The following is a 24662-nucleotide window of genomic DNA, read 5'->3' as shown; positions in this document are numbered from 1 at the left end:
AGAAATAATATCGTTTATCATTGTTGCAAGTTTTTGCAATGCGACAGTGAGGAACCCTGCGAATGATGTTTCGAAATACCCTGCGCCGCGGCTTGACCATCACCCTGCTCGGCCTGGCACTTGCCTCCCCCCTCACCCAAGCCGCCGACCCGGTTTCCCTGACGCTCTACAACGGCCAACACAAAGAAGTCGGTGACGCAGTCGCCAAAGCCTTCGAAGCCAAGACCGGCATCCACGTCAATGTGCGCAAAGGCAGTAGCAATCAGCTCGCCAGCCAGGTCGTCGAAGAAGGCGATCGCTCCCCTGCCGACGTGATCTACACCGAAGAATCGCCGCCACTGAACAAACTTGGCGAACAAGGCCTGCTGGCCAAGGCGGATGACGCCACGCTGGCCGTACTGCCCAAGGAATACGTCGCCAGCAATGGCACCTGGATTGGCGTGACGGCCCGGGTGCGCGTCGTCGCCTTCAACCCCAAGCTGATCGACGAAAAAGACCTGCCGACGTCGGTGATGGATTTCTCCGATCCAAAATGGCAAGGCAAGGTCGGCTTTGTGCCCACCAGTGGCGCCTTCCAGGAACAAGCCGTCGCCATCATCAAAGTGCACGGCATGGACGCTGCCGAAGAATGGCTGACCGGGCTGCGCGCATTCGGCAAAACCTACAGCAACAACATGGTCGCGCTCAAAGCCGTGGAAAATGGCGAAGTGGCCACCGTGCTGGTCAACAACTACTACTGGTTCGCCTTGCAGCGTGAAAAAGGCCAGCTCGATTCGAAATTGCATTATTTCACCGGTGGCGACGTCGGCGGGCTGATCACCGTTTCCAGCGCAGCGGTGCTGAAATCCAGCAAACACCCAATAGAAGCCCAGCAATTGCTCGCCTACATGGCCAGCGAGGAAGGCCAGCGCGTGATCACCCAGACCACCGCCGAATACCCGCTGCACAAAGGCATGGAGTCTGATCGCGGACTCAAGCCATTCAGCGAGCTGGAAGCACCGAAAGTCACACCAGCCGACCTGGGCAATGCCGAAGAAGCCCTGGACCTGGAACGTGATGTTGGCCTGAACTGATGAGCGCATCGCTTTCCACGTATGGCGGGTACGTGCCGCGGCGCAAGCGGCCGTCGATCTGGCTGGTCCTGCCGGTATTGCTACTGGTAGTGCTCAGTTTGCTGCCGCTGGCCTATGTCGGGCTCAAGGCCTGGCAAGCAGGCTGGGCCGAGGCGCTGCATTTGCTGTGGCGCCCCTACGTGTTCGGGCTCCTGCGCAACACCCTGGCGCTGATGGTCGGCGTGACGCTGGCCTGCGGCGTGATCGGCCTGTCGCTGGCGTGGCTGCTGGAGCGCAGCAATCTGCCGGGGCGGCGCTTGTGGGGCGTGATCCTGTGCCTGCCCTTCGCCGTACCGGCGTTTGTCAGCAGTTTTACCTGGGTTTCCTTGAGTGCTCATTTCGAAGGGCTCGGCGGGGCAATTCTGGTGATGACACTCTCTAAATACCCGCTGATTTTCCTGCCCGTGGCGGCGACCCTGCGCAATCTCGACCCCTCACTGGAAGAGTCAGCGCGCACGCTGGGACAGAACCGCTGGGGCGTGTTTTTCAAGGTCACCCTGCCCCTGCTCTGGCCGTCGCTGCTCGCCGGTTCTTTGCTGATTGCCCTGCACATGCTGGTGGAGTTCGGCGCGCTGTCGATCATCGGCCTGCAAACCTTCACCACCGCGATCTATCAACAGTTCGAGCTGGAGTTCAGCAATGCCAATGCGGCGATGCTCTCCGCCGTGCTGCTGATGCTGTGTCTGGCGCTGCTGTGGCTGGAGCTGCGCGTGCGCGGCAAGGGTCGACACGTGCGCACTGGCCAGGGTGCCGCGCGACAAGCGGAGCAGGTTCGATTGGGGCCGTGGGCCGTGGCGGGACAGCTTTATTGCCTGCTGCTGGCAGTCATCGGCAGCGGGATTCCGCTGGGCATGCTGGCGTACTGGTTGGCGGTGGGATCGTCGGCGGCCTTTCCCGTGGCGGCAATCGGCGAAGCATTGCTGTCATCCCTCGCACTGTCGCTGGGTGGCGCTGCGGTTTGCCTGGTGCTGGCGGTGCCGGTCGGCCTGCTGGTCGTGCGCTACAAAGGTCAACTGGCGATCTGGGCCGAGCGCTTGCCGTACTTGCTACATGCCCTGCCGGGCCTGGTCATTGCCCTGACCCTGGTGTATTTCGCCCTGCACTATGTGCCGATGCTTTACCAGACTTCGGCACTGTTGCTGATCGCCTACGCCCTGCTGTTTCTGCCGCTGGCGCAGGCACCGATCCGCACCGCCCTGAACAAGGCGGCACCGCAACTTGAGGAGGCGGCACGCACGCTGGGAGCCTCGTCATTCAGCGCGTTCTGCCGAGTGACACTGCCGATTATTTTCCCGGCGCTGGGAGCGGCTTTTGCCCTGGTGTTCCTGGATGCGATGAAGGAACTGACGGCGACCTTGCTGCTGAGCCCGACCGGGCTGAACACCCTGGCGACGGAAGTCTGGGCGCATACCGCGAATGTGGAGTTTGCGGCGGCGGCGCCTTATGCGGCGTTGTTGATAGTGGTGTCGGGGTTGCCGGTCTATTTGCTGACGACCCGGATGTATCTGAGCCGCTGACACCGCTTTCGCGAGCAAGCCTGCTCCCACAGGGAAACGCATTCCAATGTGGGAGCAGGCGTGCTCGCGAAGGGGCCGGCACAGACAACCGATCAGGCCCTGAACTGCCCCAGGCTCGCCTTCAACTGTGCAGCCAGACCATCGAGCACCTTGCCGCTCGCCGTGGTCGCCACGACAGCTTGCGCCGCTTTCTCGGCCTGGGCGTGAATGGTCTGGACCCGCCCCCGCACTGCCTGCGCGCCCTGCGCCTGATGTGCCGCAGCCTGGGTAGCCAGACCAATTGCCGCATGAACCTGTTCGACCGATGCCTGCACCGACTGCTGCAACCGCGCACTGTCGCGCAGCACCAGCAACCCCTCATTGGCCTGGCGCCCGGCCTGGCCAATTGCCGCCACCGCCTCACGCGCGCCTTGCTGCAGCGCAACGATGTGCGCCTGAATATCGCCGGTGGAACTCTGCGTCTTGCTCGCCAGCGCCCGAACCTCGTCGGCCACCACGGCAAACCCGCGCCCGGTCTCGCCGGCACGCGCCGCTTCAATAGCGGCGTTCAGCGCCAGCAAGTTGGTCTGCTCGGCGATGCCATGAATCACCGTCAATACCACCTCGATCTGTTCACTTTGCTGCGCCAGGCGCTCGATCACTTGCGCACCGGTATTGACCTGACCCGCCAGCTCCTCGATCAGACTGCCGACTTTCGCCGAGGTCCGGGTGTTTTCATCGGTGGCCTGGCGAATGTCCACGACCTGCTTCAGCGCCGCCTGCATGGCATGGCTTTCCGACTGCGCCTCATCGGCCATTTGCGACAGCGCGCGCAAACTCTCCGCCACCTCGTCACGCTGCATGCCCGCCGCCGCATCTGCACCGGCGTTGCGCAAGGTCATGGCGCCAATCTCGACACCGGTACGCTGAGCCACATCGCCCGCCTCGCGCACGATCGGCTGCAACTTATCCACAAAGCGATTGACCGCCGAGGCCATGTCGCCGATTTCATCCTTGCTGTTGATCTGCACACGCTTGGTCAGATCGCCCTCGCCCGCCGCCAGGTCATCCATGGCAACGATCAGCATTTTCAGGCGATTGACCACTCGGCGACCGAGCACCACCGCCAACAGCAGCAGGACACCAAAACCCACCACCGCCAGGCACACACCGATGCGCCAGCGCAAAGTCGCGGCCGCTTCCTGCACGGTGCTGGTGGTGTTGGCTTTCATTTCAGCCGCCGTGGACTGCGCTGACTGCAGGCGCGCACGCATGGCCGTCGCGCTGTCGGCCGCTGCGCCCTTGAGGCTGTCGCCGACCAGTTGATCGCTGCTGGCGATCAGGGCCGAGAAGCGCTTGTCGAGGGCCGCCAAGTCAGTCTCCACCGAAGCAGTCGAGACCCCCATCAGGACCTTGCCGATTTCCACGCCATTGGGGTTGATCGAAGCCTCGATGTAGAACACCGACGGATCGTTCTTCGCCGCATCCAGCACTTTGTCGAGCGCCCGCTCGCCCTGGCCTTTTTCCAGCAGCGCCTTGTTGATCGGATTTTCCCGATTGAGGTAGCGCGTCAGGTGTTGGCCGGTGGCGTCGTCATACACCACGAACAGCACATTGGGATTGCGCTGGGCCCGACGGGCGAATTCGGACAGTGTTGGAACATCGTTGTCCCACATGGCGCGAGGCGCGACCGAAGCCAGAAGCTGTGCCATATCATTGGCGGAGTCCTTCAGGTCCTTTTCCAGGGTCGAACGCAATTGCGCCTGCTCTTCCTCAAGTCGCGAGGACAAACCGGCCGTGAGGCGCTGACGGGTACTGGTAGAGAGGCTGTCCAGACTGGACGTGACTTCGCGCCCTGCCTGCTCAAGCTCGGCAGAGAGCTTTTGGCTGTCCGCGCCCAGGCGCTTACCCAGATCGGCTTCCAGCGCGGTCACCGTGCTCCGGGTCAGAGCGACAGCTACCAGCACCTGCACCAAAAGGGCGATACCAAGGGTAACGAACACGGGCCGCAACAAACGGCTTTGTAACAGTGAGAGAACGGCCGACACTGTGAATCCCTCTGCTTGGACGCCATTAATTTGATGGCATTCTTTTGAGAAGATTTACAGCAAAGGTCATGCCGTCCTACAGACAAATACGACAAAGGCCCCGATTAAGGAGCCTTTGTGTTTTACATCAACGACTTATCAAGCAAACGGATGACGCAGAACGATGGTTTCGTTGCGGTCCGGGCCCGTCGAAATAATGTCGATCGGCGCACCGATCAGCTCTTCCACGCGCTTGATGTAAGCACGGGCGTTAGCCGGCAGCTCTTCCAGGGTTTTGGCACCCACGGTCGACTCGGTCCAGCCCGGCACTTCTTCGTACACTGGCTGCAGGCCTACGTAGCTGTCTGCATCAGTCGGGGCAACCGCATTACCTTGCGCATCCTTGTAGCCGACGCAGATGTTGATGGTTTCCAGACCGTCGAGTACGTCCAGCTTGGTCAGGCAGATGCCCGAGATGCTGTTCACATCGATAGCGCGACGCAGGATAACAGCGTCGAACCAGCCACAACGACGAGCACGGCCAGTAGTCGCGCCGAATTCGTGACCTTGTTTAGCCAGGTGCGCACCGACTTCGTCGAACAGCTCAGTCGGGAATGGACCCGAACCTACACGCGTGGTGTAAGCCTTGGTGATGCCCAGGATGTAGTCCAGGAACATCGGGCCAACACCCGAACCGGTAGCAACGCCGCCAGCGGTGGTGTTGGAGCTGGTCACGTACGGGTAGGTACCGTGGTCGATGTCCAGCAGGGAGCCTTGGGCGCCTTCGAACATGATGTCTTTGCCAGCGCGACGCAGGTCGTGCAGCTCGGCAGTCACGTCCAGCATCAGCGGCTTGAGCAGCTCAGCGTATTCCTTGCATTCGGCCAGGGTCTTGTCGAATTCGATGGCTGGCTCTTTGTAGTAACCCACCAGCATGAAGTTGTGGTAATCCACCAGTTCACGCAGTTTGTCTTCAAAGCGCGGCATGTTGAGCAGGTCGCCCACACGCAGGCCACGACGTGCGACCTTGTCTTCGTAGGCCGGGCCGATGCCGCGACCGGTGGTACCGATCTTCAGCTCGCCACGGGCCTTTTCACGGGCCTGGTCCAGCGCAACGTGGAAGGACAGGATCAGCGGGCAGGACGGGCTGATGCGCAGGCGCTCGCGCACCGGCACACCTTTTTCTTCCAACTTGGTGATCTCGCGCAGCAGGGCGTCAGGTGCAACCACCACACCGTTGCCGATCAGGCACTGCACGCCTTCGCGCAGCACGCCCGACGGGATCAGGTGCAAGACGGTTTTTTCGCCGTCGATCACCAGCGTGTGGCCAGCGTTGTGGCCACCCTGGTAGCGCACTACGGCGGCAGCATGTTCGGTCAGCAGATCAACGATCTTGCCTTTGCCCTCATCACCCCATTGGGTGCCCAGGACTACGACATTCTTACCCATAACACTTGTCCTCATTCGCGCAAACTTGGTGCCGGCGGCAGCCGGCAGGAAAACTCAAGAAGCCAGTGGCGATACTTGCCAAAGCCCGTTCTGCTGAATCAATTGCCGGTCGCAGTCCGCTTCACGGGCGGCGGCCAAAGGTTGTCCAGGCAAAGCCTGAACGACACGCTGACCCTCACTGCGCAACTGGCAAACCTGCTGCCAGAGTGCCGCATCCGTACTGTCAGGCATCCAGATACCGCCAGACGGTAGCTCGATCTCAGCACGCCCCAGGGTCACCAGGGTTTTCAAATCGGTAGAGAAGCCGGTTGCCGGACGGGCACGACCGAAGTCGGCGCCGATGTCGTCGTAACGACCGCCTTGGGCAATGGACTGGCCAACACCCGGCACGAACACGGCGAACACCACACCGGTGTGGTAGTGGTAGCCACGCAGCTCGCCCAGGTCGAAGTACAGCGGCAGCTCAGGGAAACGCACGGACAGCCGCTCGGCAATCGCCAGCAAGTCATCCAGCGCTGCCAGTACAGGGGCCGGCGCCTTGGCCAGACGCTCGCGGGCAGCGCTCAACACCTCACGACCACCACACAGGTCGACCAACGCACGCAACATGCCCGACAGATCGGCAGGCAAGCCTTCGGTCAAGGTAATGACCTCATCGATGGCCTTGCGTTGCAAGGCATCGAACAACTGCTGCTCGACTTCACCGGACAAACCGGCCGCACGGGCCAGGCCACGGTAGATGCCGACATGGCCGAGGTCCATGTGCACATCCGGCACATCGGCCAGTTGCAGCATGGCCAGCATCAGGCTGATGACTTCGACGTCGCTGCTCGGACTGCCGTCGCCGTACAACTCCGCACCCAATTGAATCGGGCTGCGCGAGGACGACAAGGCGCGAGGCTGGGCATGCAGCACGCTACCGGCATAGCACAGGCGGCTCGGACCTTCCCGGCGCAGAGTATGCGCATCGATGCGCGCCACTTGCGGCGTGATGTCGGCACGGAAACCCATCTGCCGGCCCGATTGCGGGTCGATGACCTTGAAGGTGCGCAGATCCAGATCCTGGCCTGCGCCAGTCAGCAGGGATTCCAGGTACTCGATATGGGGAGTCACGACAAACTCGTAACCCCAGCTCTGGAACAGATCCAACACCTGACGACGCGCGACTTCAATACGCGCAGCTTCCGGTGGCAGTACTTCTTCGATGCCATCTGGCAGAAGCCAGCGGTCTACCGTTGCCATTACGCCTTCCCCTATCTCCGGGCAGCCAGCCTGTCGGCGAGCCTTGAGTGAAGCAGAAAATGATCGGCTTATGCACAAACCACGCGCATGAGCGACGAAGCGAAAAGCCTTTTACCGGCTTCGCCAACCACTTTCCTCGAAAAACTGTCGAGCCAATCGGCCCGGCATCTGCTCAAAAACAGCAATCAAACGTGCAGACGCAAAAAAGCCGGGAATTTCCCGGCTGCCGCATCATACACACGTTTTCCCAAAGGATCACCCCGCCAGAGCTTTTAGCCGCCCGGCGGAGTGATTCAGGTCAACGCCGTATCAAGGCTTGGCTTTTTCCAGGTAGTGGAAGAAGTCGCTGCTTGGGTCGAGGACCAATACGTCGGATTTGTTCGCGAAGCTTTCACGGTAGGCACGCAGGCTACGGTAGAACGCGTAGAACTCCTGATCCTGACCGTAGGCCTTGGAGTAGATCGCAGCGGCCTGGGCATCGCCATCACCGCGAACCTCTTCGGATTCACGATAGGCTTCAGCCAGCAGCACGCGGCGTTGACGATCGGCGTCGGCACGGATGCCTTCGGCCAGCTCGTTACCCTTGGCGCGGTGCTCGCGAGCTTCACGCTCACGCTCGGTACTCATACGCTCGAACACACTGCGGTTGACTTCTTTCGGCAGGTCGATGGTCTTGACCCGGACATCGACAACTTCGATACCCAACTCTTTCTCGGCCATCTTGTTCAGCGAAGCCGTGATATCCGCCATCAGCGCATCGCGCTCACCGGAAACCACTTCGTGCAGGGTGCGCTTACCAAACTGGTCACGCAGGCCCGACTCCAGGCGACGGGACAAACGCTCGTCGGCAATCTGCTTGAGGCCGGAAGTCGCGGTGTAGTAACGCTCTGCGTCCTTCACGCGCCACTTGGCGTAGGCATCGACCATCACGGCTTTCTTTTCCAGCGTCAGGAAGCGTTGTGTCGGTGCATCCAGCGTCATCAGGCGTGCGTCGAATTTACGCACCTGGTTAACGTAAGGCACTTTCACATGCAGGCCTGGCTGAACATCGGTCTGGACCACGCGACCGAACTGCAGCAACACCGCACGCTCGGTCTGAGCCACGATGTAGAAGCAGTTCCAGGCAGCGATCGCCACGACGACGCCGACAATAAGGGCGATCAGCGATTTATTGCTCATCAGCGACTCTCCCTGGTACGTGCTTGCTGTTGCTGCAGATCTGCTGCCGCACGCGCATTCGCTTCATTGCTGCTGGCTGCTGCGCCGGTCACCGGAGTGCTGGTGCTGCGACCACTTTCGACCATCTTGTCCAGCGGCAGGTACAGCAGGTTGCTCTGGCCGTTCTTGTTGCCGGTCACGAGTACCTTGCTGGTATTGGTGAAGACTTCCTGCATGGTGTCCAGGTACAGACGCTGGCGGGTGACTTCAGGTGCCTTGCGGTACTCGGCAACCAGCTTGGTGAAGCGATCGGCCTCACCCTTGGCGCGCGAGACGGTTTCGTCACGGTAACCATTGGCATCCTCGAGGATGCGCTGGGCCTGACCACGGGCTTCCGGCACGACGCCGTTGGCATAGGTTTCAGCCTGGTTACGCGAACGCTGCTCGTCTTCCCGGGCACGGATCACGTCATCGAAGGCTTCCTGGACTTCACGCGGTGCCGCTGCGCTCTGTACGTTGACCTGGGTGACAGTGATGCCGGTGCGATAGGTATCCATGAAGCGTTGCAGACGCTCCTTGATCTCGCTGGCCATCAATTCACGACCTTCGGTCAGTACCTGGTCCATCGCGGTGGAACCCACCACATGGCGCAAGGCGCTGTCGGTCGCGTGCTGCAGGCTGATTTCCGGCTGATCGACGCTCAGCACGAAGTCCTGCAGGTTGCTGATCTTGTACTGCACGGTCAGCGGCACTTCGACGATGTTCTCGTCTTCAGTCAGCATCTGGCCCTGCTTGGTGTAGGCACGCTCGCGCGTGACGTTTTCCATGTACTTCTTGTCGATCGGCGGGAAGTAGATATTCAGGCCGGGACCCACAGTTTCGTAGTACTTGCCAAAGCGCAGCACCACGGCTTGCTCCTGCTCGTCGACGACATAAACCGCGCTGTACAGCCAAACGGCGGCGAGAACGACCAGGCCGATGCCGAGCAGGCCGCCAAAGCCGCCACTCTTGCCCGGACCACCGCCGTCGTCGCCACCACGCTTCTTACCACCACCGAACAAACCGTTCAGGCTTTCCTGCAGCTTTCGGAAGGCCTCGTCGAGATCCGGTGGCCCCTTGCGGTCGCCGTTGTTACGACGCTTGCCACCCCAAGGATCCTGATTATTCGAGTTGCCACCCGGCTCATTCCAAGCCATAGCGCTCTCCATCTGATAAAGCAAAGACGCACCCACGGCGCGCCGACCAATGCTACAGAATGCCTGTCACCACGGCACAACCGCTTTCCCAGGCTTTTATTGCAAAGTGTGTTGCTCGATGAATTCCATCGGCTGCAATCCCTCGCGGCTTACCAGTCGATTCAACTCGACCCGGGGCAAACGAACGGCCAGCAAACTGATGCCTTCTTCGTCGTGTTCTTCTTTCTGCACCGCACCGAGTTCGAAGAACTGCGCACGCAGTCGAGCGAATCGTTGCGGCAAGCGCAAGGTACCGACAAACAAATCACTGCCCAGCAACTCGGCAATGGCTTGTTCAAGCAATTCCAGACCACTGCCATCTCGCGCCGACAGCCAGACCCGTTGGGGCTTGCCGTTCTCGTCGCGCTGGATTTGTGGCTCAACGCCTTCAAGCAAATCGAGTTTGTTATAGACCTCGAGGATCGGCAAGTCCTGAGCACCAATCTCGCCAAGCACGACCATTACCTGCTCGATCTGCAACAGGCGATCGGGTTCGGCCGCGTCGATCACGTGCAACAACAGATCGGAGTTGCTCGACTCTTCGAGGGTAGACCGAAATGCTTCGACCAGCTTGTGCGGCAAGTGGCGAATGAAACCCACTGTGTCCGCCAGGACAATCGGCCCCAGATCGTCTATTTCCAGACGACGCAGGGTCGGGTCCAGCGTGGCAAACAATTGGTCAGCTGCGTAGACGTCGGATTTCGTCACGTTATTGAAGAGCGTGGATTTACCGGCGTTGGTGTACCCCACCAGGGACACGGTAGGAATATCCGCACGCGATCGGCCACGGCGCGACTGTTCGCGCTGGCTGCGCACCTTCTCCAGCCGCCCCTTGATCTGCCGCAGGCGAACCCGCAGCAAACGGCGGTCGGTTTCCAGCTGGGTTTCACCCGGGCCACGCATACCGATACCACCACCCTGGCGCTCAAGGTGAGTCCAGCCACGAACCAGCCGGGTGCTCATGTGGTCAAGCTGGGCCAGTTCGACCTGGAGCTTGCCTTCATGGGTACGGGCGCGCTGGGCGAAAATATCGAGAATCAGACCGGTACGGTCGATCACGCGACACTCGAAAACACGTTCGAGGTTACGTTCCTGACTGGGCGTGAGGATGTGATTGAAAATCACCAGATCGGCCTGTTCGGCCTTGACCAGGTCGCGCAGTTCCTCGACCTTGCCACTGCCAATCAGGGTCTTGGCGGTTGGCCGATGACGCGGCACGTTAAAAAACGCGACGGTCTCGGCACCCGCCGAATTAGCCAATTCCTGAAACTCCTGCGGATCTTCGCGCGCCTCAGGGTCCTGTCCATCCAAGTGAACGAGGATGACTCGCTCACCACCACCGTGGCGCTCAAAGAACAAAGGAGACTCCTATCAGGCGTTACCTGGCTCAGCGTCACCTGCTTCGGATTCGGTTGCGCTAGGCAGACGAATTGGACGAACCGGCACCACTGTAGAGATAGCGTGTTTGTAGACCATCTGGCTTACGGTGTTTTTCAGCAGGATGACGAACTGGTCGAACGACTCGATCGTGCCTTGCAGTTTGATACCGTTGACCAGGTAGATGGACACCCCAACTTTCTCTTTACGTAAAGTATTCAAGTAAGGGTCTTGTAGCGAATGCCCTTTTGACATGTGCCGCACTCCTTTAAGGATTCAATATAAAAAATAGGTAATCAGATGGCTTTAGCCGCCACACCCCCAAGGATAGACGGCAATTGCAAGGACTCAGCTCAATATGGAGATGGTCCCAAGGTATTTCAAGGCGCGCGGCAGATTGTCGCAATCCAGACTGTCCAGCCAATGCAGATCAGTCCAACTGCGCAGCCAGGTGAACTGGCGTTTCGCCAATTGGCGCGTGGCAATGATTCCACGCTCCTGCATCTCGGCTGACGTCAGCTTGCCATCCAGGTAGTCCCAGACTTGGCGGTAGCCTACTGCACGTATAGACGGCAACCCGGCATGCAGGTCACTTCTCTTACGCAGGGCTACGACCTCGTCAATGAATCCCTGTTCCAACATTAAAGTGAATCTTTGTTTAATTCGCTCGTGCAGTACCTGGCGATTTGCCGGGGCAATAGCCAAGTTTGCGACAGTATAGGGCAATTGTTGCCGTCCCGAAGCGGCTGCTTCAGTACTTTGCACAGATTGTTTCAAACGCAGGGCAGTCATGCTTTGACCGCTGACACGATAAACTTCCAGCGCTCGACTCAGACGCTGGGGATCGTTCGGATGTATTCGCGCCGCAGACTCCGGATCAATCACCGCCAATTGCTCGTGCAAGGCTTGCCAGCCAAGGCGTGCAGCCTCTTCTTCGATTTGCGCGCGGACCTCGGGGTCGGCCGCCGGCATTTCTGCCAGGCCTTCAACCAAAGCCTTGTAATAGAGCATGGTACCGCCCACCAGCAGCGGAATTTTTCCGCGCGCAGTGATATCGGCCATGGCTTCCAGGGCATCGCGGCGAAAATCCGCAGCCGAATAGCTCTCGGCCGGGTCGAGAATATCGATCAGGCGATGCGGATATTGCGCCAGCAGCTCTTTGGAAGGCTTGGCGGTACCGATGTCCATGCCACGGTAGACCAGCGCCGAATCGACGCTGATCAACTCGCACGGCAGGACTTTGCTGAGTTCGATGGCCAGGTCGGTCTTGCCGGCGGCAGTCGGACCCATCAGGAAAATCGCAGGTGGGAACTGGCTCATCAACGACCGCGCAAAAACAGTTTGTCCAGATCGTCCAGGCCCAGTTGGGTCCAGGTCGGTCGGCCATGGTTGCATTGACCGCTGCGCTCGGTGTTTTCCATGTCACGCAGCAGACCGTTCATTTCCGGCAGGGCCAAGCGCCGATTCGCACGAACCGCGCCGTGGCAGGCCATGGTCCCGAGCAATTCGTTCAGGTGCGCCTGAATGCGGTCGCTGGTGCCGAACTCCATCAGGTCGGCCAGGACATCGGCGACCAGCCGGTTGGCTTCGGCCTGCTTGAGCAGTGCCGGGATCTGCCGGATCGCCAGGGTTTCCGGGCCCAGGCGCTGCAACTCAAAGCCCAGGCGCTGGAACCAGGCGACATGTTCCTCGGCGCAATCGGCTTCGCGCTGGCTGACGGCCAGGGATTCCGGCACCAACAGCGGCTGGCCGCTCAAGCCTTCGCTGGCCATGGCGACCTTCAGGCGTTCGTACATGATCCGTTCGTGGGCGGCATGCATGTCCACCAGCACCAGGCCCTGAGCGTTTTCCGAAAGAATGTAGATGCCCTTGAGTTGTGCCAGCGCATAACCCAGCGGCGGGATGTCGTCCTGCCCGGCGGGTAGCGCGACGGCATTGGCCTCGGGTAGCGGCGCAAAAAACTCGCGATAGGCGGCCTGCGCTTCGGCGACAGGAACGCCGGACTGCGGACGCGGCGTGTATTGATACTGATAACCCGCGCCAGCACCCGAACCCGCCGGCGCATTGAACGACGGCTGGGCCTGAGGCTGTTCCAGCAGCGCATTGGCGGCCAGGCGCATTTCGCCCTGCGGCCCGAATTCACCGGCTTCGAGGCCGGTTGGCCGGACAATGGCCGTGGCAACCGGCGCCGCCAGGTGATCGTCCGGCCGCACATCGCCCAAGGCGCGGTGCAAGGTGCCGTAGAGGAAATCGTGAACCATGCGCCCTTCACGGAAGCGCACTTCGTGCTTGGTCGGGTGCACGTTGACGTCGACGCCGGTCGGATCGACTTCGAAAAACAGCACGAAGGTCGGATGCCGTCCGTTGAACAGCACGTCGCGATAAGCCTGGCGTACCGCGTGGGCTACCAGCTTGTCGCGCACCGCACGGCCATTGACGAAGAAATACTGCAAATCTGCCTGGCTGCGGTTGAAGGTCGGCAGGCCGACCCAGCCCCATAGATGCAAGCCGTTGCGCTCGATTTCGATCGGCAGTGCCTGCTCCAGGAAACCCGGCCCGCAGATCGCCGCCACGCGCCGGGCACGGGCCGCATCATCATGGGCCTCGTGCAAGCTGAGGATGGTCTTGCCGTTATGGCGCAAGTGGAACGCCACATCGAAGCGCGCCAGGGCCAGGCGCCTGATCACTTCTTGCAGGTGATCGAATTCGGTTTTTTCGGTCTTGAGAAACTTGCGTCGCGCCGGCGTGTTGAAGAACAGGTCACGCACTTCAACCGAAGTGCCTACCGGGTGGGCCGCCGGCTGCACGCGGGGCGCCATGTCACGGCCTTCGGTCTCGACCTGCCAGGCCTGATCGGCGTCGCGGGTGCGGGAAGTGAGGGTCAGGCGCGCCACGGAACTGATCGATGCCAGGGCTTCACCGCGAAAGCCCAGGCTCATGACCTGTTCGAGGTCTTCGAGGTTGCGGATCTTGCTGGTGGCGTGACGGGCCAGCGCCAGCGGCAGGTCATCGGCGGAAATGCCGCTGCCATCGTCGCGCACCCGCAGCAGCTTGACGCCGCCCTGCTCCACATCGACATCGATGCGCCTGGCGCCGGAGTCGAGGCTGTTTTCCAGCAGCTCCTTGATCACCGAAGCCGGGCGCTCGACCACCTCGCCCGCGGCAATCTGGTTCGCCAGTCGCGGGCTGAGCAGCTCGATTCGCGCGCCGTTGCTCACGACCTGATTCATTCTTTGGCCGCCAATTCAGTGCCCGGAATAGTCAGGTGCTGACCGATCTTGAGCTCATCGCTCGACAGGTTGTTGGCGCTGCGCAGGGTCGCGGGCGACACCTGATAGCGCACGGCGATCATCGCCAGGGTCTCGCCCGGGTTGACGCGGTGGTCACGTGGACCCTGCACAATCTTGCCGGAGTCGCGCAGCCAGGCAATGTAAGTGCCCGGCGGCGGGTTCTGCTGGAAGAACTGACGCACGCCGCTGCTGATCGAACGCGCCAGCGCCTGCTGGTGGCCCGACGCGGCAAGCTTCGAGGCTTCGTTGGCGTTGGAGATAAACCCGGTTTCCACCAGGATCGACGGAATATCCGGCGACTTCAGCACCATGAACCCGGCCTGTTCGACCCGCTGCTTGTGCAGAGGCGTCACCCGGCCAATGTTGCTCAGCACTTTCTGGCCAACGTTCAGGCTGGAGGTCAGGGATGCCGTCATCGACAGGTCAAGCAACACGCCGGCGAGCATGCGGTCCTTGTCATCGAGGCTGACGTTGCCGGCACCACCGATCAGGTCGGAACGGTTTTCGCTGTCGGCCAGCCAGCGGGCGGTCTCGGAAGTCGCGCCGCGATCAGACAGGGCAAATACCGAAGCACCGAAAGCGGCGGCGGAAGGCGCGGCGTCGGCGTGGATCGAGACGAACAGGTCGGCGCCTTTCTTGCGGGCGATTTCAGTACGGCCGCGCAACGGAATGAAGTAGTCGCCGGTACGGGTCAGTTCGGCGCGGAAGCCTTTCATGCCGCTGATCTGACGCTGCGTTTCGCGGGCGATCTGCAACACCACGTCTTTCTCACGCTGACCGCGAGAACCCGATGCTCCCGGGTCTTCGCCACCGTGGCCGGCATCGATCACCACCACGATATCGCGCTTGCCGGCCGGTGCTGGGGGCAACTTGATCGCAGGCTCTGTCGGTGTGACCGGCACAGCGGGCACCGTGGCGACTGACGGTGTCGGCGCTGGCGGAGGCGCGGCATCCGCGGCGTTATCGAACAGATCGACCACCAGGCGGTTGCCGTACTGGGCGTTCGGCGCCAGGGAGAAGCTTTTCGGCGTCACGGCCTTTTTCAGGTCGATGACCACCCGCAGGTCGGTCGGCGTGCGTTGAGCCGAGCGCATGGCGGTAATCGGGGTGTTCGAGGTGTTGACGTTGAGCGGCGCACCGAGGGTCGCGCCATTGATATCGATGACCAGGCGATCCGGCGCCGTCAGGGTAAAGACGCTGTGCTGCACCGGGCCGGTCAGGTCAAACACCAGTCGTGTGTTGTCCGGTGCCCGCCACAGACGAACACTGTTGACCTTCGAGTCGGCCACAGCGTCGACGGTCACCGCCAAAAACAACACCCCTACGGCAGCCACCAACGCGCGAAAGCGCATACCTAACCCCATCATTTATTTGGATTCCAATGCCAAAGCGGCACACCAGGCCTCGCCACGCGAGCCCTGGGACAAAATTTTCAGCGAACGCCCGCTGTCTTGCGGGCTAATGGTAATGGTCAGGTCCGGCTTTGGCAAAAAGCCTGCACCTTTATCGGGCCATTCGATCAGACACAGGGCATCGTCTTCGAAGTAGTCGCGGATACCGAGGAACTCCAGTTCTTCAGGATCGACCAGACGGTACAAATCGAAATGGAAGGCCCGAACGTCGCCAATCTCGTAGGGTTCAACCAGGGTGAAAGTCGGGCTTTTTACGGCCCCGACATGCCCCAGGCCGCGGATGATGCCTCGGGACAACGTGGTTTTGCCCATCCCCAGGTTGCCCTCGAGGAAGATCAGGCCATGGCCCTGGGTGACTCCGGCAATGCGTGCGCCAAAGTCGCTCATGGCCTGCTCATTGGCCAGGTACAGGGTTACTTCAGACACGGTGCTTGCTCCTCCAACAACTGACGAATGGCTGGTATCAGATCACTGGCCGCCAGCCCACGGCCCGATTTTCCTTGTTGCTCACCGGCATTGGCATGCAACCAGACCGCCAGGCAGGCCGCATCGAATGCCTCCATGCCCTGGGCCAGCAATGCGCCGATCAAACCGGCCAGTACATCGCCCAGACCGGCAGTGGCCATGGCCGGATGCCCCTGATGACACAGCGCCAGACGCCCATCGGGATGGGCGACCAGACTCCCGGCGCCCTTGAGCACCACGACCGCTGTATATTTTTTGCTCAATGCGTGGGCCGCAGCGGGTCGATCAGCCTGAACCTGGGCCGGACTCATTCCGAGCAAACGCGCGGCCTCCCCCGGATGCGGCGTGATCACGCAATCCTTGGGCAAACTCACACGCTCCCCGGCCAACATATTCAGTGCATCGGCATCCCAGACTTGCGGTAGCGGTGCGTTGGCGGCAGCCGACAACAGGCTAGCCCCCCAGCCAGCCTGCCCCAGCCCCGGACCGACAACCAGCACAGAAACTTTTTGAAGCAAACCCATCAACTGATTGGCTGACGACGTGCCCAGCACCATCGCCTCGGGAATCCGCGCCAGCGCGGCGGGGACATGCTCGCTACGGGTCGCCACCGAGACCATGCCCGCGCCACTGCGCAGGGCGCTTTGCGCACTGAGCAGGATTGCACCCCCGAACCCGCGATCACCGCCGATCAGCAGCACGTGGCCGAATCGGCCTTTATGGGAAGCCGGGGCCCGGGCGGCCAGGCGCGGCAGATTGCCAGTTGTGAGACGACGGGCACTGCTCGGCGCCCCCTCAAGCAACTGCGGATCGGCGTGCAGGTCATTGAAAACCAGCTCACCCACGACATCCGCCGCATCACCGGTGAACAAGCCCAGTTTCAAGCCAATGAAGGTGACCGTCAGATCCGCTCGCACCGCGCAGCCGAAGAGGCGACCGGTATCGGCGCATAGCCCGGAGGGGATATCCACCGCCGCAACCGGCAGCCCGCTGGCATTGATCGCGGCGATTACACTGGCGTACGGCTCGCGCACATCACCGGTCAGGCCGGTACCCAGCAAGGCGTCCAACACAACCCCGCGCAATTCGGACTGGGCACCCCAAGACTCGATGGTGACGTTTTCGGACATCGCCTCGGCATGGGCCAATGCCGCATCCCCTTGCAGGCGCTGCCGATCCCCCACCGCCAGCACCCGCACCGACCAACCGGCGCGCCGGGCCAACACGGCCACCAGGTATCCGTCTCCGGCATTGTTGCCATGACCGGCGAGTACACTCAGTTCGTTCGCTGTCGGCCATTGCCGCACCAGCGCCCGCCACGTCGCTCGCGCCGCGCGCTGCATCAATTCGAAGCCCGGTGTGCCGGCCGCGATCAGGCTCGCGTCGAGTGCTCGCACCTGCGCGGCGCTGTACAGCGCGTCGGGTAATTCATCTTTAGTGTGCGGCATGCGTCTTCGGGCTCCGATGTCTGGCAGAATTATACGCACCTCAGCTCCGGTTTCTCTCGCCTCATGCCCGCTATTACCACAGACCTGCCTGCCCTCGCCCAATCCATCAAGGATTGGGGCCGCGAGCTGGGCTTTCAGCAAGTCGGCATCAGCGGCCTCGACCTGGGCGAGCACGAGCAGCACCTGGAGCGCTGGCTCGCCGCCGGCTACCACGGCGAAATGGACTACATGGGCGCCCATGGCAGCAAACGCTCGCACCCGGACGAACTGGTGCCCGGCACTTTACGCGTGGTTTCGTTGCGCATGGACTACCTGGCGGGCGACACGCAAATGGCAAAAATGCTCGCCCAACCGGAAAAAGCCTACGTCTCGCGTTATGCCCTCGGTCGCGATTACCACAAGCTGATCCGCAAGCGCGTGCAACAACTGGCGGACAAGATTCAGGCACAAATCGGCCCGTTCGGCTTCCGTGCCTTTGTCGACAGTGCTCCGGTGCTGGAAAAAGCCATCGCCGAACAGGCCGGCCTGGGCTGGATCGGCAAAAACACTCTGGTTTTGAATCGCAAGGCAGGCAGCTATTTCTTCCTCGCCGAACTATTCGTTGATTTGCCACTGCCGGTGGACCCGCCCCACGCCACCGAACATTGCGGTCGTTGCAGTGCGTGCCTCGACATCTGCCCGACCAATGCCTTCGTCGGCCCCTATGTGCTGGATGCCCGACGCTGCATCTCCTACCTGACCATCGAGCTCAAGGGCGCGATCCCTGAAGACCTGCGGCCGCTGATCGGCAATCGGGTGTTCGGTTGCGATGACTGCCAGATCGTCTGCCCCTGGAACCGCTTCGCCCGGCCATCCGGAGAAGGCGACTTCAAGCCGCGGCACAATCTGGACAATGCCGGGCTGGCGGAACTGTTCATGTGGGATGAGGAGAAGTTCTTGAGCAGCACCGAAGGCTCGCCATTGCGCCGGACCGGTTACGAAAACTGGTTGCGCAACCTGGCGGTAGGGTTGGGGAACGCGCCTTCAACGATCCCGGTGCTGGAGGCGCTGAAGGCGCGACGGGAGCACCCTTCGGAACTGGTACGTGAACATGTCGAGTGGGCATTGCGGCAGCATGCCGAACGTCAGGCTTCGTCGTTGTAGACGAACTTGGGCATTTCCCAATGAAAACGGATCGCCAGCAAGCGCAATAGAAAACCGCCAAACAAGGTGATCAGAATCGATTGTTCATCGGGTAATTGCAGATAGATGCAGAGCATGTAGCACCACGCCGCCGCAAACGAGACGCTGGCATAGAGCTCACGCCGGAAGATCAGCGGAATATCGTTGCAGAAAATATCCCGCAGGATGCCGCCGAAGACGCCGGTGATCACGCCGCTGACAGAGGCCACCAGCATGCCATGGCCCATTTCCAGGGCGGTGATGCAGCCGATCAGGGTGAAAGCCACCAGGCCCATGGCGTCGAGCACTAGGAACAGTGAACGCAAATGCCGCATCCAGCGCGCCGTGAACACCGTGATCATGGCGGCAGCCGTGGTCAGCACCAGGTATTCCGGGTGTTTGACCCAAGTCAGCGGGTAGTGCCCGAGCAGCACATCGCGCACCGACCCGCCACCCAGCGCCGTGACGCAAGCGATCAGCACTACACCAAACCAGTCCATCCCGCGTCGGCCGGCAGAGAGGGCGCCGGTCATGGCTTCGGCAGTGATGGCGATCAGGTAGAGCATCAGCAGCATGGTGGCGGTCCTTGCAGAAAGGCGCGCAGTCTACTCAGTTCGCTGGAGCACCAAAAGAGGGCAGACACACCCTGTGGCGAGGGAGCTTGCTCCCGCTGGAGGGCGAAGCGCTCCCCTGCATTCTTTCAGTTACACCGCACTCACTGGTTTTACGACTGCTCCGCAGCCGAACGGGGGCAAGCCCCCTCGCCACAAAAGCCCGATAGCATCAGGCCTTGATGAAATGCTTGCGGTAGTGCTGCAACTCGGCGACGGACTCGCGGATGTCGTCCAGCGCCAGGTGGGTGCTGCCCTTCTTGAAGCTGTCACGCACGTCCGGGGCCCAGCGCGCAGCCAGCTCTTTGAGCGTGGATACGTCGAGGTTGCGGTAGTGGAAATAGCTTTCCAGGGATTTCATGTGGGTATAAAGGAAGCGACGGTCCTGGCAGATGCTGTTGCCGCAGATCGGTGACTTGCCCTTCGGCACCCACTTTTCCAGGAAGGCGATGGTTTGTGCTTCGGCTTCGGCCATGCTGATGCGGCTGTCGCGCACCCGCTGGGTTAGCCCGGAACCGCCGTGCTGACGGGTGTTCCACTCGTCCATGCCGGCAAGGATTTCGTCGCTGTGGTGGATGGCGATCACCGGGCCTTCGGCCAGGGTGTTCAGGTCACTGTCGGTGACGATGGTGGCCATTTCGATGATGACGTCGGTGTCCGGGTTCAGACCGGTCATTTCCAGGTCGATCCAGATCAGGTTCTGTGGGTTTTGCATGTTCGGCTCCTAGGCAATGCTGCGCAGTTTAGCCTAGGCCGGTAGCCGGGCGTGCTAAACTCGCGGCCGTTTTACCTAATCGCTGCATTCTTGATACGGAACACCCATGGCCAAACGCCAACTCAATCGTCGTCAAAACTGGCGCATCGAAAAGATTCAGGGCGAACGCGCTGCCCGCGCCGCCAAACGCGAGTCCTCGGCTGTCGAGGCACTCGAAGGTGGCGACCTGGGCCCGGAACAGCACGGCCTGGTGATCGCGCACTTCGGTGTGCAGGTCGAGGTCGAGGCCCGCGACGGCGAACTGGCCGGCCAGGTGTTCCGTTGCCACCTGCGCGCCAACCTGCCGGCGCTGGTGACCGGCGATCAGGTGGTCTGGCGTGCCGGCAACCAGGGCATTGGCGTGATCGTGGCGCAACTGCCGCGCAACACCGAGCTGTGCCGCCCGGACAGCCGCGGCCAGCTCAAGCCTGTTGCGGCCAACGTCGACATGATCGTCATCGTCTTCGCCCCGCTGCCCGAGCCTCATGCCAACCTGATCGACCGCTACCTGGTAGCCGCCGAGCATGCGGGCATCAAGCCGCTGTTGCTGCTGAACAAATTCGACCTGATCGACGAACACAACGCTCCTGCGCTGAATGCCTTGCTCGCCGTATACCGCACCCTCGGCTACCCGGTGCTGGAAGTGTCGGCACACCACGGCAACGGCATGGAGCAATTGCAGACGCAGCTGGACGGACGCATCAGCGTGTTCGTCGGCCAGTCCGGTGTCGGCAAGTCGTCGCTGGTCAACAGCCTGCTGCCGGATGTCGAAACCCGCGTCGGCCCGCTGTCCGAACTGTCCGGCCAGGGCACTCACACCACCACCACCGCGAGATTGTTCCACTTCCCCGGCGGCGGTGAGTTGATCGACTCCCCGGGTATCCGCGAATTCGGTCTGGGCCACGTCAGCCGAGCCGACGTCGAAGCCGGCTTCATCGAGTTCAATGACCTGCTTGGAACCTGCCGCTTTCGCGACTGCAAGCATGACCGCGAACCCGGTTGCGCCCTGCTCAAGGCCCTCGAAGACGGCCGCGTGCAGCAGCAACGGATGAACAGCTACCGCTCGATCATCGCCAGCCTGCCGGAAAACGGCTACTAAACAGGCGTGCCGACCGCTCCGCTTCCAGCGGGGCTGGCCGGCGCCGGATCTTCCCCCGTTTTAAACATCAGACCTTTCTGTAAGACACCCGCACGGGCGCTTGTAGGGCATTTCTCTTTAAGCCACATCCCCTTGTAGCCGCCCGCCAATAGCCTAGTTTCAGACCCTCTTCGCACTCCAGCGACTCCGAGGGACACCCATGCAAACCTACCATCTGTTCATCAGCCACTCGTGGAACTACTCCGACGCCCACGACAATCTCGTGCGCTTGCTCAACGCCAAGCCGGGTTTTACGTACAAGAATTTTTCGGTACCGCCAGAAAACCCGATTGTTGGCGCGAAAACCGACAAACAACTTGAGGAGGCCATCGAAAACAAGATCCGCCCGTGTTCGGCGGTATTGATCATGGCCGGCATGTATTCCACCTACAGCAAGTGGATCAACAAGGAAATCGAGATCGCCAAGCGCATGGGCAAGGTGATCATCGCGATCAAGCCGTTCGGTGCCGAGCGCATCTCCACGGTGGTGCGTGATGCGGCGCATGCCGAGTGTGCGTGGAACACCAACAGCATCATCAGCGCGATTCGCCAGCATACGGCGGTGTAACCATGCGCAAGGGACTGTTTATCGGCATCAACGACTACACCCACGTTTCGCGCCTGAGCGGTTGCAGCAATGACGCCATGGCCATGGCCTCGGTGCTGAAGACCGACGCCAATGGCGATCCGAACTTCAAGAACATCGTACTGACTTCCGCCGAGGACTACCTGAGCCGGGAAAAGCTCGAAGACCAGATCCGCGAGCTGTTTTCCGGGGACTGCAATGTCGCGCTGCTGTATTTCGCTGGCCACGGCAGCTTCGACACCGATACCGACGAAGGCATGTTGATACCGCAGGACTACAAGAGCGCCAAGGACGGGATTCGCCTCAGCGACATCCTCAACTGGGCGAGCAAAGCCACCAAGATCAAAAACAAGGTGATCATTCTCGATTGTTGCCAGAGCGGCTCGGCCGGCGAACTGCGCGCCTTGCGCAGTGAAGGCAGCGTGGTCGGCGAAGGCATGACCATCCTGACCGCCTGCAAAAAGGAAGAACCGGCGATGGAGGGCGCGCAGCACGGTGTGTTCACCGGATTGCTGCTCCAGGCCCTGCACGGCGGAGCGGCGAACATCCTGGGCAAGATCACCCCCGGCAGCCTTTATTCTTTTGTCGACAATGCCCTGGATGCCTGGGAACAGCGCCCGGTGTTCAAGACCAATGTCTCGCAGTTCATTTCCCTGCGCGAGGTTTCGCCGCTGATCCCCAAGGAGATCCTGCGCAAACTCCCCGAATGGTTTGCCGAAGCCGAGTCGGTGTACCCCCTCGCCCCCAGCTTTGAACCCACCGAACCCGAGTTCAACCCGGAACAGGGCGAGGTGTTCGCCCAGTTGCAAAAGTGCAATCGCCACAGCCTGGTCGAACCGGTGGACGCCGAACACATGTACTACGCCGCCATCCACGCCACCGGCTGCCGCCTCACTGCCCTCGGCGCCTATTACCGCGAACTCGCGATCAAGGGACATTTCTGATGTCAGTGTTTATCAGCTACCGCCACATGGACCGCGCCTACGCGGTCAAAATCAACGCGCGCCTGATCCAGGCCAACATCAAGACCTACCTCGACGTACTGGATGCCGAATCCCAGACCACCGACGACATCACCGGCGTGATCACCCGCAACATCAGCGAATGCACGCACCTGCTGGCGGTGGTGTCGGAGAAAACCGCGCTGTCCTGGTGGGTGCCGTTCGAAATCGGCGAGGCGACCATCACCAACCGACGCATCTGCTCGTTCAAGACCGGCCCCACCGAGCTACCGCTGTACCTGGACAAGTGGCCGAAGCTGACCAACGATCGGGACATCGAGTTCTTTATCGATGCCTATCGCAACGAAGCGACACAAAAGCGTGCGATGGGACTGCAATCGGTGACCGGTAGCGAGTCGGCGCGCAGCGTTAACAAATCCAATGCGGATCGCTTTCACGCTGACCTCAAGTCCCGAATCATCCGGGGCTTCTGACGACGCTCCACTCCCCGCTCTCTTGCCCAGAACCTGTAGGAGCCGGCTTGCCGGCGATGGATTCAAGCTCGCCGAGTGATTCCAGACAGTACGCGTAATCGTTAACGACCATCGCCAGCAAGCTGGCTCCCACAGGAGACATACCCCTACCAGTGAAACCCGCACAAAAAAGCCGACATCGCTGTCGGCTTTTTTGTCGGTCACTGCTTGGGCGGTTCAGCCGGTTTCGGTGCCGGGTCGTCGAACAGGTTCAGACGCTCGCGCAGTTCGTGGGCCGGCAGCGGTTCCTTGTCCGCCGGCAACGCGTTCGGGTCGACCGGTACAGCCGGTGTGGCTTGCGGAGCAGCCGAACCTTGCGGTGCATCAGGAGCAGGCTCCGCGCCTTGTGAACCTTCGATCGCACGCTGGGCTTTCTTGGTCAGCACGACGATGTCGATACGGCGGTTCACCGGGTTGAACGGATGCTCGCGGTCAAACAGGGCCGACGAGGCATAACCAACCACGCGCGCCACCTGCGCTTCCGGATAACTGCCCGCCACCAGCGCACGCCGTGCGGCGTTGGCACGGTTGGCCGAGAGCTCCCAGTTGCCGAAATCACCGGAGCCGGTGTACGGTTTGGCATCGGTGTGGCCGCTGATGCTGATCTTGTTCGGCACCGCCTTGATGGTGTCGGCCATGGCCAACAGGATGTCTTCGAAATACGGTTTCAGACGGGCCGAACCCGAGTCGAACATCGGCCGGTTTTCCGCGTCCATGATCTGGATACGCAGGCCGTCCGGGGTGATTTCGAACAGGATCTGGTCCTTGAACTTCTGCAGCTGCGGGTTCTCGTCAACCTTGTTCTGCAGTTCTTGCAGCAACAGTTCGAGGCGCTCCTTTTCAACCTGCTCGGCCATGCCTTCGACCTGATCGGTATCGACGGTGACCTTGTCCGGCTGTGGCTGGGACTTGACCTCGGGGTTGAGAGTGTTTTCCGGCGCCAGGGTCGGCGTGCCGCCCAGATCGATGATGTACGGCGTGCCGCTTTCGGAAAAGCCGATCGGGTCCTTGAAGTAACCGGCGATGGCGATCTTCTGTTCCGGCGTGGCGGTGGACAGCAGCCACAACACCAGGAAGAACGCCATCATCGCCGTGGCGAAGTCGGCGAAGGCGATTTTCCATGCGCCCCCGTGATGCCCACCGGCAATGCGCTTGACGCGCTTGATAATAATCGGCTGATTATTTTCCATGGAGAGTGCTCTGTTTCACAAATATTGTTCCTTTTTG

Annotated in this window: 22 protein-coding genes; 7 read left to right on the top strand and 15 right to left on the bottom strand. The window is 61.1% G+C overall.

From position 1 onward, the window contains the following. Positions 1-62 precede the first annotated feature (62 nt). Both QMK54_RS02605 and QMK54_RS02600 read left to right on the top strand, forming a co-directional pair. On the top strand, positions 63-1073 hold the full coding sequence (locus QMK54_RS02605) for an extracellular solute-binding protein (RefSeq protein WP_223593921.1): 1011 nt from the start codon (positions 63-65) through the stop codon (positions 1071-1073). Next, positions 1073-2629: an ABC transporter permease gene (locus QMK54_RS02600; RefSeq protein ID WP_223593918.1), complete on the top strand. Its 1557-nt coding sequence runs from the start codon at positions 1073-1075 to the stop codon at positions 2627-2629. The genes QMK54_RS02605 and QMK54_RS02600 overlap by 1 nt, the downstream gene beginning before the upstream one ends. 92 nt (positions 2630-2721) lie before the next feature. Here the strand turns inward: QMK54_RS02600 and QMK54_RS02595 are convergent, their stop codons facing one another. The 12 genes from QMK54_RS02595 to QMK54_RS02540 form a co-directional block, all read right to left on the bottom strand. Beyond that, positions 2722-4656, bottom strand: a complete 1935-nt coding sequence (locus QMK54_RS02595) for a methyl-accepting chemotaxis protein (protein ID WP_223593917.1) — start codon at positions 4654-4656, stop codon at positions 2722-2724. A gap of 138 nt (positions 4657-4794) precedes the next feature. Next, positions 4795-6084: an adenylosuccinate synthase gene (locus tag QMK54_RS02590; protein WP_110657998.1), complete on the bottom strand. Its 1290-nt coding sequence runs from the start codon at positions 6082-6084 to the stop codon at positions 4795-4797. Between the two features lie 54 nt (positions 6085-6138). Then, complete coding sequence (locus QMK54_RS02585; protein WP_008048076.1) at positions 6139-7326, bottom strand: ATP phosphoribosyltransferase regulatory subunit; 1188 nt, start codon at positions 7324-7326, stop codon at positions 6139-6141. Positions 7327-7635: 309 nt separating this feature from the next. Then, entirely contained in the window at positions 7636-8505 is an 870-nt protein-coding gene (hflC, locus tag QMK54_RS02580) for a protease modulator HflC (RefSeq protein WP_056725458.1), read from the bottom strand. Next, positions 8505-9680: an FtsH protease activity modulator HflK gene (gene hflK / locus QMK54_RS02575; protein WP_320401997.1), complete on the bottom strand. Its 1176-nt coding sequence runs from the start codon at positions 9678-9680 to the stop codon at positions 8505-8507. The genes hflC and hflK overlap by 1 nt, the downstream gene beginning before the upstream one ends. A 96-nt stretch (positions 9681-9776) precedes the next feature. After that, positions 9777-11078, bottom strand: a complete 1302-nt coding sequence (gene hflX / locus QMK54_RS02570) for a ribosome rescue GTPase HflX (RefSeq protein WP_110658002.1) — start codon at positions 11076-11078, stop codon at positions 9777-9779. Between the two features lie 12 nt (positions 11079-11090). Then, a complete protein-coding gene (gene hfq, locus QMK54_RS02565) occupies positions 11091-11351 on the bottom strand; it encodes an RNA chaperone Hfq (protein WP_007902656.1) in 261 nt (86 codons plus the stop codon). 93 nt (positions 11352-11444) lie between these two features. Next, positions 11445-12416: a tRNA (adenosine(37)-N6)-dimethylallyltransferase MiaA gene (gene miaA, locus QMK54_RS02560; protein ID WP_223593915.1), complete on the bottom strand. Its 972-nt coding sequence runs from the start codon at positions 12414-12416 to the stop codon at positions 11445-11447. Further along, on the bottom strand, positions 12416-14314 hold the full coding sequence (gene mutL / locus QMK54_RS02555; protein ID WP_181431992.1) for a DNA mismatch repair endonuclease MutL: 1899 nt from the start codon (positions 14312-14314) through the stop codon (positions 12416-12418). Before mutL ends, miaA begins: the two co-directional genes overlap by 1 nt. Positions 14315-14322: 8 nt before the next feature. Then, a complete protein-coding gene (locus QMK54_RS02550) occupies positions 14323-15753 on the bottom strand; it encodes an N-acetylmuramoyl-L-alanine amidase (protein ID WP_110658008.1) in 1431 nt (476 codons plus the stop codon). Then, a complete protein-coding gene (gene tsaE, locus QMK54_RS02545; protein WP_223593913.1) occupies positions 15754-16224 on the bottom strand; it encodes a tRNA (adenosine(37)-N6)-threonylcarbamoyltransferase complex ATPase subunit type 1 TsaE in 471 nt (156 codons plus the stop codon). Beyond that, positions 16212-17711 carry an NAD(P)H-hydrate dehydratase gene (locus QMK54_RS02540; RefSeq protein ID WP_320401996.1) on the bottom strand — a complete coding sequence of 500 codons (1500 nt, stop codon included), beginning with the start codon at positions 17709-17711 and terminating at the stop codon, positions 16212-16214. The genes tsaE and QMK54_RS02540 overlap by 13 nt, the downstream gene beginning before the upstream one ends. A 63-nt stretch (positions 17712-17774) precedes the next feature. Between QMK54_RS02540 and queG the strand changes: the two genes are divergently transcribed. Then, positions 17775-18854 carry a tRNA epoxyqueuosine(34) reductase QueG gene (gene queG, locus QMK54_RS02535; RefSeq protein ID WP_223593902.1) on the top strand — a complete coding sequence of 360 codons (1080 nt, stop codon included), beginning with the start codon at positions 17775-17777 and terminating at the stop codon, positions 18852-18854. Here the strand turns inward: queG and QMK54_RS02530 are convergent. After that, positions 18836-19447, bottom strand: coding sequence for a trimeric intracellular cation channel family protein (locus tag QMK54_RS02530; RefSeq protein WP_090452809.1), 612 nt, complete (start codon positions 19445-19447; stop codon positions 18836-18838). The two genes, queG and QMK54_RS02530, sit on opposite strands and share 19 nt — an antisense overlap. A 208-nt stretch (positions 19448-19655) precedes the next feature. After that, positions 19656-20198, bottom strand: coding sequence for an oligoribonuclease (gene orn / locus QMK54_RS02525; RefSeq protein ID WP_320401995.1), 543 nt, complete (start codon positions 20196-20198; stop codon positions 19656-19658). Between the two features lie 106 nt (positions 20199-20304). Here orn and rsgA point away from each other — a divergent pair, with 106 nt between their 5' ends. The 4 genes from rsgA (at position 20305) to QMK54_RS02505 (ending at position 23396) form a co-directional block, all read left to right on the top strand. Beyond that, positions 20305-21336, top strand: a complete 1032-nt coding sequence (rsgA, locus tag QMK54_RS02520) for a small ribosomal subunit biogenesis GTPase RsgA (protein WP_110658018.1) — start codon at positions 20305-20307, stop codon at positions 21334-21336. 199 nt (positions 21337-21535) lie between these two features. Then, the gene (locus QMK54_RS02515; protein ID WP_110658020.1) at positions 21536-21943 is read left to right on the top strand and encodes a TIR domain-containing protein; all 408 of its coding nucleotides are present in this window, start codon (positions 21536-21538) and stop codon (positions 21941-21943) included. A gap of 2 nt (positions 21944-21945) precedes the next feature. Continuing rightward, entirely contained in the window at positions 21946-22905 is a 960-nt protein-coding gene (locus QMK54_RS02510; RefSeq protein WP_110658023.1) for a caspase family protein, read from the top strand. Then, positions 22905-23396, top strand: coding sequence for a toll/interleukin-1 receptor domain-containing protein (locus tag QMK54_RS02505; RefSeq protein ID WP_223593900.1), 492 nt, complete (start codon positions 22905-22907; stop codon positions 23394-23396). Before QMK54_RS02510 ends, QMK54_RS02505 begins: the two co-directional genes overlap by 1 nt. 200 nt (positions 23397-23596) lie before the next feature. On the opposite strand, the gene motB is transcribed toward QMK54_RS02505, so the two are convergent. Beyond that, positions 23597-24625 (bottom strand): flagellar motor protein MotB, encoded by a 1029-nt coding sequence (motB, locus tag QMK54_RS02500; RefSeq protein ID WP_110661191.1) that lies wholly within the window; start codon positions 24623-24625, stop codon positions 23597-23599. Between the last annotated feature and the right edge of the window lie 37 nt (positions 24626-24662).

The sequence above is a fragment of the Pseudomonas sp. P5_109 genome (genome assembly GCF_034009455.1).
Taxonomy (GTDB): Bacteria; Pseudomonadota; Gammaproteobacteria; order Pseudomonadales; family Pseudomonadaceae; genus Aquipseudomonas.
This window is presented reverse-complemented; position numbering and strand designations above follow the sequence as displayed.

Bases quoted from the DNA above. Each gene is read 5' to 3' on its own strand.
- hfq (WP_007902656.1), bottom strand. From the start codon at position 11,351: ATGTCAAAAGGGCATTCGCTACAAGACCCTTACTTGAATACTTTACGT.
- QMK54_RS02505 (WP_223593900.1), top strand. From the start codon at position 22,905: ATGTCAGTGTTTATCAGCTACCGCCACATGGACCGCGCCTACGCGGTC.
- QMK54_RS02515 (WP_110658020.1), top strand. From the start codon at position 21,536: ATGCAAACCTACCATCTGTTCATCAGCCACTCGTGGAACTACTCCGAC.
- QMK54_RS02530 (WP_090452809.1), bottom strand. From the start codon at position 19,447: ATGCTGCTGATGCTCTACCTGATCGCCATCACTGCCGAAGCCATGACC.
- QMK54_RS02605 (WP_223593921.1), top strand. From the start codon at position 63: ATGATGTTTCGAAATACCCTGCGCCGCGGCTTGACCATCACCCTGCTC.
- orn (WP_320401995.1), bottom strand. From the start codon at position 20,198: ATGCAAAACCCACAGAACCTGATCTGGATCGACCTGGAAATGACCGGT.
- rsgA (WP_110658018.1), top strand. From the start codon at position 20,305: ATGGCCAAACGCCAACTCAATCGTCGTCAAAACTGGCGCATCGAAAAG.
- QMK54_RS02590 (WP_110657998.1), bottom strand. From the start codon at position 6,084: ATGGGTAAGAATGTCGTAGTCCTGGGCACCCAATGGGGTGATGAGGGC.
- QMK54_RS02585 (WP_008048076.1), bottom strand. From the start codon at position 7,326: ATGGCAACGGTAGACCGCTGGCTTCTGCCAGATGGCATCGAAGAAGTA.
- QMK54_RS02600 (WP_223593918.1), top strand. From the start codon at position 1,073: ATGAGCGCATCGCTTTCCACGTATGGCGGGTACGTGCCGCGGCGCAAG.
- QMK54_RS02550 (WP_110658008.1), bottom strand. From the start codon at position 15,753: ATGATGGGGTTAGGTATGCGCTTTCGCGCGTTGGTGGCTGCCGTAGGG.
- QMK54_RS02540 (WP_320401996.1), bottom strand. From the start codon at position 17,711: ATGCCGCACACTAAAGATGAATTACCCGACGCGCTGTACAGCGCCGCG.
- motB (WP_110661191.1), bottom strand. From the start codon at position 24,625: ATGGAAAATAATCAGCCGATTATTATCAAGCGCGTCAAGCGCATTGCC.
- hflC (WP_056725458.1), bottom strand. From the start codon at position 8,505: ATGAGCAATAAATCGCTGATCGCCCTTATTGTCGGCGTCGTCGTGGCG.
- miaA (WP_223593915.1), bottom strand. From the start codon at position 12,416: ATGAGCCAGTTCCCACCTGCGATTTTCCTGATGGGTCCGACTGCCGCC.
- queG (WP_223593902.1), top strand. From the start codon at position 17,775: ATGCCCGCTATTACCACAGACCTGCCTGCCCTCGCCCAATCCATCAAG.
- QMK54_RS02510 (WP_110658023.1), top strand. From the start codon at position 21,946: ATGCGCAAGGGACTGTTTATCGGCATCAACGACTACACCCACGTTTCG.
- hflK (WP_320401997.1), bottom strand. From the start codon at position 9,680: ATGGCTTGGAATGAGCCGGGTGGCAACTCGAATAATCAGGATCCTTGG.